This window comes from Sphingobium sp. LMC3-1-1.1, from assembly GCF_040676285.1.
GTDB lineage: Bacteria > Pseudomonadota > Alphaproteobacteria > Sphingomonadales > Sphingomonadaceae > Sphingobium.
The window spans coordinates 297845-311234 of the sequence record NZ_JBEGHQ010000012.1; the positions used below are offsets into that span (position 1 = coordinate 297845).

The following is a 13390-nucleotide window of genomic DNA, read 5'->3' on the forward strand; positions in this document are numbered from 1 at the left end:
CGTCAGAGTCCCAACATGGTCTTGGCGATGATGTTCTTCTGGACCTCATTGGATCCGCCGAAGATCGACACCTTGCGCATCGTGAAATAGAATGGCGCGGCGGCGCTGACCCAGCCGTCGTCCGGATCGTTGCGCGCATGGTCATGGTCCGGCATGGCCAGCCCAGCCGGACCGGCAAGCTCGGCAACCAGTTCGGTCATGCGTTGCTGCATTTCCGTGCCCTTGACCTTCAGGATGGACGCTGCTGCATTGGCGCCGCCGCCATGGGCATCCGCCGCGACGACGCGCAACTGCGTCAGTTCCAGCGCGCGCAATTCCACCTCCACCTCGGCCAGCTTGTGGGCCAGACGGCGCTGCTCTTCCTCGTCCAGCGTGCCTTCTTCGGCAAGCCGGGTTTCCAGCGCGCGCAGTTGCGAAAGGCGCTCCTTCGACAGGCCGATGCGGGCGATGCCGCTGCGTTCGCTGCCCAGCAGATGCTTGGCCACGTCCCAGCCTCGGCCTTCCTCGCCAATGACATTGTCCACCGGCACGCGCACGTCGTCGAAAAAGACTTCATTGGCATCATGTTCGCCATCGATCGTCTCGATCGGGCGGACGGTGATCCCCGGCGTCCTCATGTCGAGCAGCAGAAAGGTTATGCCCTGCTGCTTCTTGCCGCTGCTGTCGGTCCGGAAAAGCCCGAACATCCAGTCGGCGTGCTGGGCCTGGGTCGTCCAGATCTTCTGGCCGTTGAGAACATAATGATCGCCGTCACGAACCGCCGTCGTCTTCAGGCTGGCAAGGTCGGAGCCGGCGCCCGGTTCGGAAAAGCCCTGGCACCACCAGATGTCGATATTGGCGGTGGCGGCGAGGAATTTTTCCTTTTGCGCCGCCGTGCCGAATTTGCACAGCACCGGGCCGATCATGTTCACATTGAACGGCGATCCTTCCGGCGCGTGGGCCAGCGCCATTTCCTCCTGGAAGATATAGCGCTGGGCCGGCGTCCACGCCTGGCCGCCATATTCCACGGGCCAATGGGTGACCGCCCATCCCTGCGCATTGAGAATGCGCTGCCACCGCACCGTATCCTCCTTGGTCAGATGATCCCTGTTGATCATCTTGCGCCGCAGATCGTCCGGAAGGGCATGCTGGAGGAAAGCGCGCACCTCATTGCGGAAGGCGGTTTCCTCAGGCGTAAAATCCAGTTTCATCGCGCTGTTCCCATATAAGAGCCTCTTCCCCAGCAGGCATCGGCCTTCCAAGTCAACGGCGACGCCAAGGGCTTCACATGCCCGATATCATTGCGCCAGATCGAACAGTATCCGTCCGCTCCCTCCCGCCCGCGCGAGCGCGATCCCTTCATCAGCGCGGGAAAGCGGAATGATGGCGCGCACCGGCAAGGCGGGCGGATCGGCCGCATGAAGCGCGGCCAGTTCCTTGAACATCGCGTGCACGCCAGCCGCACCCAGTGCCGCTTCAGCGGGGCGAAGGCTGAAACCCGCGATCGAGAGGCCGCCGCCGGTCAACACTTGCGACCGCACCTGTATCGGGTCGCCGGAAAGATGGCCGAACAGCAGCAGCCGGCCGCCGGACGCGAGGCAACTGGCAAGCCGGCCGGTTGCCGCACCTGCCACGCAATCCAGGGCGGCGCGGATGGGCCGACCGTCGGATGCAGCCCGCGCGCGCTCCGCCAGATGATCGCCGTCCAACAGCGCATGGGGTGTCGCCGGATGCGGCCTGTGCACGACATCGATCACCTTGATGTCCATGCGGGCGGCAAAGGCGCGAACCCAATGCGCGACGACCGACCCTGCGCCATTTTGAATCAGCGCCTCGCCCGGACGCATGCCCGCATGGCGCAGCAGCAGATGCGCGGTGGGCGGATTGATGCGCAACATGGCCGCCTGTACCGGGTCAATGTCCGACAGCACCACGAGATGACGGCGAGGCAGAAGGCGCATCGCGCACCAATTGCCTCGCTCAAGCGGCATCACCAGTTCGCCCGGGCGGAGATCGACAACGGCCTCGCCCACGCTTTCCACCAGCCCCACGCCTTCAGCCCCCAGCGGTTGATCTTGAGGCAGATCGAAGGAATATCGACCATCGATCGCCAACAGGTCAGCCGGGTTGACAGGCGCATAGAGCATGCGCACCAGCACTGCGTCCTTGCGCGGTGCTGGTGGCAATGGTGCATCCGCAAGCCGAATTTCACCCGTTCCGCGGGGCAGCACCGCACGGTTCATGCAGAACCCGGACAGCGCTATCAGGCGAAATGGCGGCGGTAGCTGGCGATCTTTATCGTCTCCGGCATCTTCACGACGTTGCTGTTGTCCTGCTCCTGGCCATCTTCCTCCAGATGCAGTTCGGCAATGCTCTCCTTGCGGCTGAGCAGCAGGTCCAGCATTTCCTGGCCACGCGCGGCAATCACGGCCGGCTGGGCGATGACGCTTACGGTCAGGCGATCCATGTTCCGGCCAAAGGGCAGCAACACGGCGACGCAGCCAACGCCGTCGCGATCCTGCTCTATGGTCCAGCCCTTCTCGCGCAGCACGGCAAATTCGGACAGCAGCTCCGCTACACGGACGTGGCGCGACAGGTCGGTCTCCTCCGCGTTCAGGCGATGGACCGCCGAACGGATCCCCTCGTTGCGATAGCTCGAAAGCAGCAGACGGCCCTGGGTGCTGTGCAAGATGGAGAGCTGGTCACCGGCATGGGCGTCCAGCGCATCTTCATTATTGCCGTGGATGACGTGCAGATGCTGCAGCACATAGTTGGAACTGGTGGACAAAAGCACCGTTTCGCCGGTCAGCTTGGCGATCTCGTCAATCGCGGACAGCACCGGTCCGCCCCGGAACAGCGAGGGCTTCACCCAGGCGCCCAGCAGAGCGACTCGCGCGGTGGGGCTGTATGTCCGACGTACCCGGTTATAGTGGAGATAGCCCAGCCGCGTCAGGCAGCGGAGCAGTTCGGATGTGCTGGATTGCGGATAGTTCAGCGTGCGCGACATTTCCATGACGGTGGCGACGCGGCGATCCTGATCGAAATATTCCAGGATCTCCAGCACTCGATGCGCGGATTTAATGGTCCGGGATGCGCTGGTGGCCATTGGCTTTCCTCTCCTCCCGCGGATGCATGAAATTGCATCTGCTGCACGGATTTTCGTATCGCATCACAAATATAATGTCCAACGATTTTTCGAATTGCGTTCGAATTTTCGAATAGCTATGCAGGCTGAGCAGAAAACAGGGGACGGGCGGGGAAGATGCAAGAGGCCAAAGTCGAGGAGATCCGTGCGCGGGGACCGAAGGCGATCACGCGTGTGCTCGATCTGCTGGTATTGCTGGCGGGGAAGCAGGACGGCATGAGCCTGGCCGAGCTCAGCGCGATCATGACAGTACCCAAAAGCACCTTCATCGATACGCTGCGGGGCCTGTGCGACATGCATTATCTGTCCTGTCAGGAAGGGCGCTACCGTTTGGGGCCGGCGGCGTATCATTTCGCGAGCCGGATCGTGCGCCACTGGTCAGCGCCCGAACTGGTCCGGTCCCTCGTCAAGCAGCTCGCTGCCGAAACGCGCGAATCGGTGGGATTCGCCATCGCCGATTGGGAAATCGGGCAGGCCATCTACACCGAAGCGAGCAACAGCCCGCAACCGGTGCGCTATGCCATGCAGGCTGGGCTGCGCGCGCCCCTGTACGCGAGCGCCGCCGGCCGCGTCCTCATGGCCTTTGCCGGTCCGGAGCAGGTAGACGACTATCTGGCCCGCGCCCATCTTCGGCAACTGACCGACAGCACTCGAACCGATCCCGACGCCATTCGCGTCAGCCTGACGGAAATTCGCAAGCAGGGCTATTGCGCCAGTTTCGGGGAAATGTTGAGCGACACTGCGGCACTGGCGGTGCCGGTCATGGGCCCCGACGGGGATATGCTGGGAGCCTTGATACTGGCCGCTCCGCTCGCCAGGATGAAGCAGAATTTCGACCGGCTTTTGAGCGCCACGGTGGAGGCGGGCCGCCGCGCATCAGCGGGAAGCTGACGCGCGGCGGATAGCCTGTCGGCCGAAGGCAAGCTTCAGGCAGGCAGCCCCATGAAGCGCATGCCGTTTTCATACATAACCTTGCGCACATCGGTGGCCGACAGATCCTTGCACGCTTCCTCGGCGAACAGCCGCGGTTCCTCCACGCCCTCTGCATGCGGATAGTCCGATCCCATCAAGACCCAATCGGCGTTGCCGACCTGATCGATGATGGATTTCAGGTCATCCTCCGGATAGGCGACGACGGAAACATGGCGGGCAAAGATGTTGCTGGGCCGATCCTTCAACTGCCCGGCGGGCCAATAGCCGTTCTTCGCAATGCCCCGACACTTGTCCATCTTCACCAGCATGGACGGCACCCATTCGGCCCCATTTTCGGCCGACAGCAGCCTCACATTGGGAAAGCGTTCGAAGAAATTCCAGAAGATGAAGCTCGACAGCGTCTCGATCACCGGCCGTTCCGAATAGCCGTGCATCCATACGAAAGCGGACTGGCGGATGCGCGATTGCTGCATGCCCTCCCCCCACAGCGCCATATGATCCTTCAGGTAAATAGCCTCGGACACATGGAAGACGACCCGGATACCTGCTTCATTGGCGATCGCCCAGAAGGGATCATGGTCGGGATGCGCGGGCGCCTTGCCGTTATAGGGGCCCATCGGCATCAGGATGAGCTTTGCGCCCTTCGCGACCACATCCTTCAGCGCCTTGCAGGCCTCCTCGACATTGTCGAGCGTCATGATGGGGCATGAGAAGATGCGGTCGTTGTAATTATACTTCCACTGGTCGTACATCCAGCCATTATAGGCATTCAACACGGGATAAGCGTAACGCGGATCATCAAGGAAACTGATGGCCGTGATCATGTTGCCGACAAAGAGAATGGATGAACGCACGTCCCAGGCGTCGAGCAGTTTCACCCGCGCTTCGGGTTCCATCATGTCCGCGCTCTTGGGCACGTGCATGTCGATCTCGGCCTTGCCCTCCTTCATGGCGCGCAGCCATTCGTGCAATTTGCCGGGCGCGGGGACACGGCCATCCTCAAAAAGATGGTCGGCGCTGATTTCCACCTTGCGCGGCCCCACATACATGGCGAAGTCGCCGTCCGATCCTGTCTTGAACGTCACGCCATAGCGTTCGGCAGCATCCTGGGGCAGATATTTCGTCCAGGCTTCATCCGTTTCCCAGAAATGCGTGTCGGCATCAAAGATCGGACCGGAATAAACAGGCGAAGTTTCCGTCGCCTTGATTTGTGCAGACATAATCTTCCTTCCCCAAGGTCGTGACGTCATTTCGATATTGTCTGGGCCATGCGACATGAAAGTCGGGTATCCAGTGTCCAAACCTATATAGGCTTGAGCGGATGGCGCGAATATCGACCCGGACCTGCCATCACATAGGCGATGGAGTACCGGCTCCATCAGATGACCGATCACTATATGCTACCTAGCCATAGCGGCAGCGGCATTGTTGACGTGGGCAAGCCGCCGCCCATAGGCCAGACAATCATAATGCATGGAGACATCGGATGGCTGAGTTGGACGAGAAGCAGAAATCGGGCGTCGACTTCATCAGCGGCATCATGGGCGAAGGGTTCGGCAATGCCTTTCGCGACGCATGCACCGCCGATGGCTTTGGCTCGGCCATCCCGCGCATGGCGGCAAGCTGGGCTTTTCATGACGCCTGGCGGCATCAGGGCATTGCTCCCAAGGAAAAGAGCTTGGCCGTCATATCCGCCCTTATTGCCATGCGACAGTCGCTGGAATTGAAAAACCATGTGAAGATCGGCATCGCCAACGGGTTGACTCCGCAGGAGCTGGAAGGACTGCTGGTGCAACTCACCCCCTATGTCGGATTCCCGTGCATCGCATCCGCCACGACGGCGGTTATCGAAGCCATGCGCGAAGCCGGCGTCTCTCCCGACGTCAAGACGTCTGAGGAAAAGGGACTGCTGTGATCGGCGCGACAGCCTTGACCAATCCACATTTTTCCGACCTGCCGAAGACGCTTGACCACACATTGCCGAAGGTCATCGCGCATGTCGCCGCGCGTTATGGCGACACGCCCTTCATCGTCGGGGAGGACGGCACACGGATCAGCTTTGCGCAATTCAAGGAACGGGTCGATGATCTTGCCCGTGCGCTGATCGCCCATGGCGTCGCTTATGGGGACAGGGTCGCGATCTGGGCGCCCAACAGCGCGGAGTGGATGATCGCGGCGGCGGCGGTGGAGAGCATCGGCGCCATCATGGTGCCCATCAACACTCGCTTCAAGGGTGGCGAGGCGCTCTACATATTGGCCAAGACGCGGGCCCGGATCCTGTTCACCGTGACGGGGTTTCTGGGCAATGACTATGCCGCCATGCTGACCCAGGCGGGGGGAGGCCCGGGATCGGCCGGGCCGGTGCGCGATCTGCCGGCGCTAAGCCATATCGTAGCACTGGACGGACCTGGTTTTGACATGTTCCGGCGCGCGCAGGCCGATGAGGCGGAACTTGCCGCACATATTGCGGCCGTGACGCCGGAAACGATCGCGGATATTCTTTTCACCAGCGGCACCACCGGACAGCCCAAGGGCGCGATGCACAATCATGGCCAGGCATTGTGGGTGCCGGCCATCTGGAACGAATCCAATGACCTGCGGGCCGGCGATCGCATGGCCATCGTCAATCCCTTCTTCCACAGTTTCGGCTACAGGTCTGGCTGGATTTCCGCGCTGGTGGCGGGCATCACCGTCTATCCGCTGTCCACATTCGACGCCGAGGCGCTGCTCTCGCTGATCGAGCGCGAAAGGATCAGCGTGTTGATGGGCCCGCCGACGATTTTCCTCTCGCTGATGGACCATCCCCGTTTCGGCGCGTTCGACATTTCATCGCTGCGGGTCGGGCACACTGGCGCTTCCAATGTTCCTGTCGACCTGATCCGCGCCGGAAGGGAAATATTCGGGTTCGACCTGTTCCTGACCAGCTTCGGCCAGACCGAGTGCACGGCGCTCGCCACCGTCAACTATCCCGATGCCAGCTTTGAAACAATCGCGCGGACAGTCGGCAAGCCGCTGCCCGGCGTGGAGCTGCGGATCATCGATGCGCAGGGCAATCCGCTGCCCACGGGCGAGAGCGGCGAACTGCTGATCCGTGGCCCGGTGGTGATGCAGGGCTATTTCGAGGAGCCGGAGCAGACCGCAGCCACGATCGACGCAGACGGCTGGCTTCACAGCGGCGACGTGGGATGCATTGCGGAGGACGGCACGCTGCGCATCCTCGACCGTCTCAAGGATGTCGTCATCGTCGGCGGTTTCAACGCCTATCCGGCCGAGGTCGAAAATATCCTGCGCAAACATCCCGCCATTGCCGATGTATGTATAATCGGCTGGCCCGATGATCGCATGGGCGAAGTCTGCGCCGCCTGCGTCATCCTGAAGGATGACGAAGCGCTGACGCTGGCGGAGCTGACGGCATGGAGTCGCGAGCAGATGGCGAATTACAAGGTGCCTCGCCATCTGTTCCTGATGGATGATTTTCCGCGCACGCCCTTGGGAAAGATCCAGAAATTCCTGTTGCGTGATCGGATCAAGGCCCAGGCCGAGGCCTAAAGCGATTTCCAAGCGATCGGAACCGATCACTGGTTAGGACATCGCGGAACATAAGGAATCCGGAGCGGCAGGCCGCGAGAGCTGAGGGGTGAACGCCCCGTCGCGACAGGTCGAACGCCGGAAAAGCAGATGAGAGGATGGCGATGGAATTCCGGGGCGACTTTTATCAGATCGGCGTGGTGGTTCGCGATATCGACGCGGGCATGGCGCATTATCGGAACCTGCTGGGGCTCGGCCCTTTCTGGCGGCTCGATACCGATTATGAGGGCCGTTATCGCGACTGGCACGGCCGCTTTGCCAACAGGAACGCCTTCACCCGATGGGGCGATGTCTATCTGGAGATGATCGAGCCGCTCATCGGGTACGGCAATGCCAAAGAATGGCTGGAAACACGGGGCGAAGGCATTTTTCACCTCGGCTATGCAGTCGATGATCTTTCGCAGCGGCCCGATGGCGTCGAATGCGTATTCGAAAGCTGGGGCGCGACGATGCCCAATGGCGATCCGGCGGTGATCCACCTCGATACCGTGGATCAACTTGGTTATTTTGTGGAACTGTCGGACCGCGCGCTGGTCGACCGGCTGAACGCCAGGATCGACCAGTTCATCGAGCAAGAGGCAAGAAGCATCTGATCCACGCTATCCGAAGGGCCTCCTATGGCAATAACTGACGGAGTTCATGGTCGAGTGCGGCCTGTCCGAAGCGGGCGGCATAAGCTGTGTTGACGGCCTCCGTCTGGAACCTCACCTCATTGGTGAGGAAAATGAACAGACCCCAGACGATGGAACGCCTGTAATCCAGCCATGCCTCGTCCCAATCCAGAACCGGACCACCTTCCCGCGCCAGCGCGTCGAGATAGATGCGCAGCAGTTCGCCCTCCCATGCGGCCCGATCGGCAAGGTCGGCGGCACAGACGATATGGTAGGAAACTTCATGGTGCCAGGCGGTTTGCGCTACCTGCGCGTCGAAATAGCCGGGCGTGCCGTCCTCCAATATGTACAGATTGCCCAGATGCGTGTCGCCATGAATGAGGCAGCGGGGTTGGGCGCGCTGAATGTCACCGATGGTCATCAGCGCCCGTTCCATCCAGGCACGATCGTGCAACCGCGTGGACACCGCCGCGCCGCGCGGCGAGGCCATATAATGTGCCCAGATATCTGGAACGAGATAGCGGCGCATATACTCCAGTCCCCAGCCGTCGAACCGGCTGGCGATGTCGGCCCAGCGGCCGCCCGTCTGGAAATGGGGTGAAGCCCAGGTCGCTGCATGATAGGCGGCCATGGTTTCCATGCGGCGCGCAATCTGATCGAAGCTGTGCGGACGCAGCGCATCGCAGAAATCGACGCCGGGCCGCTTCAGATCCTCCATGATGACGATCGACTGGTGGGAATTCGGGTCCGTTCCGGCAAAATAGGCGCGTGGCGAAGGCATGGGGATCAAGGGCTGAATATCGGCGTAGAAGCGCGTTTCATTGGCGTACATCGCAGCCATCTTCGGACTGTGCTCCTCAAAGCCGCCTTTGACGATCAGGGTTTCGCCGATCTGTTCGGCACCCTCCCCCTCCACAGTCAGCCGGACGCGGATCTTGGTCGAGGTCCCAAGGATGATATCGACGATCTGCGAGTCGCTCACCGACACGCCGGGCAGTCGCTGTCGCAGAGCGCGAGTCAGCCACGCGCTGTTGATCTGCTCCGGCGTCAACGGCAGCGGCAATGCGTCAGCAGGATAAGCCTTGTTCATGAAACTCTCCGTCGTCCTTTTGGCGCAGAATGCCAGACAGCAACGCGCAAGAAAAAGGGGGCGCAGAACTCTGCGCCCCCTTGATGCTTTCACCCTGATCCAGGATCAGAATTTGAAGCCCACCTCGATGCCATAGGTGCGCGGCTCGCCGTAGACGCTGTTCTGGAAGCCCAACCCCTCGGCGATGAGTCCCAGCACGCCGATGCGATAGGTTTCGTTGAGCGCATTGTTGACGAAGGCGGCGACCGAAGCGCCCGACCCGCCGACATTGTTGAGTTCGGCACGCAAGTTGATCAGCGAATAGGCTGGCTGAACGCCCTGAATCTCGAAATCGTCAAGATAGATCTTGCTGCGCCACGTGTAGTTCATGATGAAGTTGAGCTGGCCCAGATCTTCGCTGACCGGCGGCGAAATCGTCGCCGTGGCGCCCAGCTGATGCTTGGGAACGCCGCGCTGCTCGAACTCGGTCAGACCATTGGCCAGCACGACGCGGCCTGCCCGGATCTTGACCTTCGTGTAGGAATAGAAGGCCGCGAGCGAGAAGGTGTCGGTGCTGAAGTTCGCCTCGAACTCGCCACCGACATTGCGCTGCTTGGCGGTATTGTCGACGATGGTGAAGACATTGCCGTCGACGAAAGTGGCGCGCTGTTTCTGCACATCGCTGCCATCCTGACGGAACAGCGCCGTGCTGGTGGTCAGGCGACCGCCACCCAACCGATGATTGGTCTTCAGGCCGATTTCATATTCGTCGACGAATTCGGGGAGGAAGGGTGCCAGCGTGACCACACCGGTTGCCCGAGTCGAAAAGCCACCCGCCCGGAAACCATGACGATAAGACGCATAGGTCGTCACTTCCGGCGTAGGTTCATATTGCAGGGTCGCGTCGTAGGTCCATTCCTTGAACGACTTGCTGTTGGTGAAGGCGCATGGCCCGGTCTGGCGGACGGTGGTGTCATAGCCCGCCGGGACGACCGGGTTGAAAGTACAACGGCCGAAGGTACCGTCCGCATTGGGATAGTTGGGCTGCGACGGCGACACGGTGATTTTCCGCTTGTCGTAATTGTAGCGAAGACCGCCCGACAGGCTTACCTGATCCGTGACCTTGAAGGTGCCCGCAACAAAGGCGGCCGCGGTTCGTGCATAGCCTTCACCCGGATTGCTGGTGACGAAGAGCGACGCGTCGGTCGTCGCCGGATTGAGGCCTGCCGCCAGGATGTTCAGCTGAGGCAGGGTGTTGGCGAGCGAGCCGTCAATACCCTTTTCCTCGAAATAATAGCCGCCGGCGATCAGATCGAGCCGATTGTCGAACATCTTGGCCTGGAGTTGCAATTCTTCCGAAATATTGCGTGAGCGCGAATATTGATAGGGCGCAATCAGGAACGCCGGGATGCCATCATAGTCCTGCACGATATCCCGACGCTGCTTGCGGTAGCCAAAGATGTTCTTCAGCGTCAGGCTATCAGATAGTTCCCAGGTCGTCTTGTTCGTGATTCCCCAATTCTTGATGCTTTCGCGCGGCAGCCCGAACACGTCGAGATTGCTGCCGTCGCCCGAACCGGAATTGAGCGTGTAGCGTTGCGTGCGGAAAAGCCGCTGCGCTTCGGCAAACTGCCCCGGAATATCGGCCAGGTTGGCATATCTGCTGAGAGCCGAGGGATAGCTGATGGAGGTCAGGAAGGAAGCGGTGCCGTTTTCGCGCGACTTGAACCAATCGAACACGGTCAGCGACTCAATGCCATTGCCCGGCGACACGAGTGCCGACACGCGGAAGGTGTCGTAATTCTGGTTATCGAGACGCAGTCCGCTGCCTATGTCGTGCGCCCAGCCGTCACGCTCGCGGGTCTTCCCCGAAACGCGCAGGGCAACGGAATCGCCGACCGGAACGTTCACCATCCCGTAGATATCGTGCATGTCGTAATTGCCATATTGGCCACGAACTTCGCCCGCGAACTCGCCCAGCTTCGGATGGGCAGGCTCGACCAGCACCGCGCCGCCGGTCATGTTGCGGCCGAACAGCGTGCCCTGCACGCCCTTCAGAACTTGGACCGATTCAAGGTCATACAGGCTGTTCCCAAAGCCGTAGGGGCGCGGCTGCACCACTTCGGCGAAATAGGTGCCCACCGGCGGATCGGTGAAGAGCTGCGTTTCCTGCGTCCGCTGGCCGCGCAGCGAAAAGGCAATGGTGTTGCGCTGGCTCTGCGCGCTGGTGATCGAGAGCGAAGGGGTGCGGTATTGCAGGCCCTGAACGTCGGTCACGCCCGACCGCGAAAGCTGCTCGCCCGAAATGGCCGAGACAGAGATCGGAACATCCTGCAGCGCCTCGTCGCGGCGGCGCGCGGTGACCACAATGTCCCCGGTCGACACGCCGTCGGTCTGCGGCGACGCGGCATCCTGAGCAAAGGCGGGTGCGGAAACGAACAAAACCGCGCAAGTCGCGGCAAGATAGCGTCGATAGGTCATTGCATCCTCTCAGGGACTGATGGAACCGGCCTATAGCTTTGCTTTGAAGCCGGCGAACGGATGAACGCCAGCTAGCGCCATTTCCCGCTCGGCCAAACCCCTGATTGGCGGATGTTATGGATCATCAGATAGGCGATCTTGCATATGCGCTGGAATAGGGAAGATGATTTAAGTGGTCCGTTGTTTTCAGGACACAGTTCCAGCGTCATTTTTTCCGGCTTTATTTTCAGATGATTATATAATCCATATCTTTTCGGCAAAATGTTGCATCAACGTTTAAACCGGATGCTTTTTTCCGGGCATGAGGATGTTTTTAGTCAACTATTGATCCTGCGCGACCAGGCGCCACGACGCGCATCAATCTGCGCGAGACGTTCTTCCCGGCTCAGCCGGGCAATATCATCGGGCAGATGCGCATCAACCTGCTCGAATGGCACGATGTCGAGCCAGTGGACTGGTCCCCCGCCCTGTACCCTGTCCGGCAGCCCCTGCCAGCGGATCATCGGCAACAGGTCACGCAATCCGTCAGTCTGTACCCAGTTGGCGATGCCCGGATCGCGCGCCGACACAACTGTCGTGATCAATCCGTCACCGCCGGGCGCGGCCTGCATGGCGGACAGGCCACTTTGCAGGCGATGCGCATCCACCGATCGATACCACCACATGGCCAGTTGCAGGCTGTTATAGGCAGCGCCTGCTGGATCGAAGCGGATTATGGCCGCCTGGTCATCCTCCAGATGCAGGCGGCCAAGGCTGCTTGCCTGCGTGACGAGGCCGCCGACGCTGGCCGTCCTCAAAGGCGGAGGCATGCTGTTGATCGCATGCCCTGCCGACAGGCGGAAGAACCAGTAATAGAGGGGCACCTCCTCCCGCGCGCGACGCAGCGCCTCCTCCAGACGCTGTTCGAAGGACATGGGAGAGACGGCAGGCGCATCGATCCGCTCGATCCCGAGGATCAAGGGGGTTTCCCTTTCCCAATCCATCATGGAATCCCGCACGAACAGGAATTTGACGCGCGGATTGGTGGTCATGTGATTGCGCCGCCCGGCGGCAGGCTGGTCATCGATCGTGATGGCGAAGCCGCCGTCGTCCCCGACATCGATTCCGGGGATCTCGACCGTCTGCGTCGTGATCGACGTGCCCCAATTCTCCACCAGCGTGAAGGATATATGCGCCGGGCAGGCATTGATGACCTTGCCGGTAATCCGATAGCGACCGCCATGGGCGATGCCCGCCAGCCGATAGCAGTTGTCCGGATTGTCTCCCCCCATGCGCGCATCGGGCACGGCCGCACCATTCCAGCAATGGCCCGGCATGAAGTTGCGCACGAAACGGGGACGAACGGGGTCGCGGGCCGCAGCCTTGAAAAGATAATTGCTCATCCAGGCGTCCATCGCACCGTCGAAAAGCGGCTCGACCTCCAGCGGCACGTCACTGCCGTGACCCACGCGCCAAAGCTGCGCGCAATGATTGCGCGCCGCCCTGGTCGCCGCCTCGTCCCACATGGCGCGGACCTCCGCTTCGGCAGCGAATTGATCCTCATTGGCGACAGGATTGGTCATCAGCCCTCCTCCAGGATCAGCA

General features: G+C 61.0%; 11 protein-coding genes. 4 read left to right on the plus strand and 7 right to left on the minus strand.

Translation table 11 applies throughout. The features are described 5' to 3' along the window. Positions 1-2 precede the first annotated feature (2 nt). The 3 genes from MRBLMC3_RS11635 to MRBLMC3_RS11645 form a co-directional block, all read right to left on the minus strand. Positions 3-1190, minus strand: coding sequence for an acyl-CoA dehydrogenase family protein (locus tag MRBLMC3_RS11635; protein WP_363828884.1), 1188 nt, complete (start codon positions 1188-1190; stop codon positions 3-5). An 87-nt stretch (positions 1191-1277) separates the two neighbouring features. Then, a complete protein-coding gene (locus MRBLMC3_RS11640; protein WP_363828887.1) occupies positions 1278-2222 on the minus strand; it encodes an MDR family NADPH-dependent oxidoreductase in 945 nt (314 codons plus the stop codon). 20 nt (positions 2223-2242) lie between these two features. Next, positions 2243-3085 carry an IclR family transcriptional regulator gene (locus MRBLMC3_RS11645; protein WP_363828890.1) on the minus strand — a complete coding sequence of 281 codons (843 nt, stop codon included), beginning with the start codon at positions 3083-3085 and terminating at the stop codon, positions 2243-2245. 156 nt (positions 3086-3241) lie between these two features. On the opposite strand from MRBLMC3_RS11645, the gene MRBLMC3_RS11650 reads away from it, so the two are divergent. Continuing rightward, positions 3242-4015, plus strand: coding sequence for an IclR family transcriptional regulator (locus tag MRBLMC3_RS11650; protein ID WP_363828893.1), 774 nt, complete (start codon positions 3242-3244; stop codon positions 4013-4015). 35 nt (positions 4016-4050) lie between these two features. On the opposite strand, the gene MRBLMC3_RS11655 is transcribed toward MRBLMC3_RS11650, so the two are convergent. Then, the gene (locus tag MRBLMC3_RS11655) at positions 4051-5277 is read right to left on the minus strand and encodes an amidohydrolase family protein (protein WP_363828895.1); all 1227 of its coding nucleotides are present in this window, start codon (positions 5275-5277) and stop codon (positions 4051-4053) included. 266 nt (positions 5278-5543) lie between these two features. On the opposite strand from MRBLMC3_RS11655, the gene MRBLMC3_RS11660 reads away from it, so the two are divergent. From MRBLMC3_RS11660 to MRBLMC3_RS11670, 3 genes are all read left to right on the plus strand, one after another. Next, on the plus strand, positions 5544-5972 hold the full coding sequence (locus MRBLMC3_RS11660; protein WP_363828898.1) for a carboxymuconolactone decarboxylase family protein: 429 nt from the start codon (positions 5544-5546) through the stop codon (positions 5970-5972). A 14-nt stretch (positions 5973-5986) separates the two neighbouring features. After that, the gene (locus tag MRBLMC3_RS11665) at positions 5987-7606 is read left to right on the plus strand and encodes an AMP-binding protein (protein ID WP_363828901.1); all 1620 of its coding nucleotides are present in this window, start codon (positions 5987-5989) and stop codon (positions 7604-7606) included. Between the two features lie 137 nt (positions 7607-7743). Further along, positions 7744-8238 (plus strand): VOC family protein, encoded by a 495-nt coding sequence (locus MRBLMC3_RS11670; RefSeq protein WP_363828903.1) that lies wholly within the window; start codon positions 7744-7746, stop codon positions 8236-8238. 22 nt (positions 8239-8260) lie between these two features. Here the strand turns inward: MRBLMC3_RS11670 and MRBLMC3_RS11675 are convergent, their stop codons facing one another. The 3 genes from MRBLMC3_RS11675 to MRBLMC3_RS11685 form a co-directional block, all read right to left on the minus strand. Continuing rightward, a complete protein-coding gene (locus tag MRBLMC3_RS11675; protein WP_363828906.1) occupies positions 8261-9346 on the minus strand; it encodes a phosphotransferase family protein in 1086 nt (361 codons plus the stop codon). Between the two features lie 105 nt (positions 9347-9451). Beyond that, positions 9452-11806, minus strand: a complete 2355-nt coding sequence (locus MRBLMC3_RS11680; protein WP_363828908.1) for a TonB-dependent receptor — start codon at positions 11804-11806, stop codon at positions 9452-9454. Between the two features lie 317 nt (positions 11807-12123). Further along, a complete protein-coding gene (locus MRBLMC3_RS11685; protein ID WP_363828911.1) occupies positions 12124-13368 on the minus strand; it encodes a hypothetical protein in 1245 nt (414 codons plus the stop codon). Positions 13369-13390 lie beyond the last annotated feature (22 nt).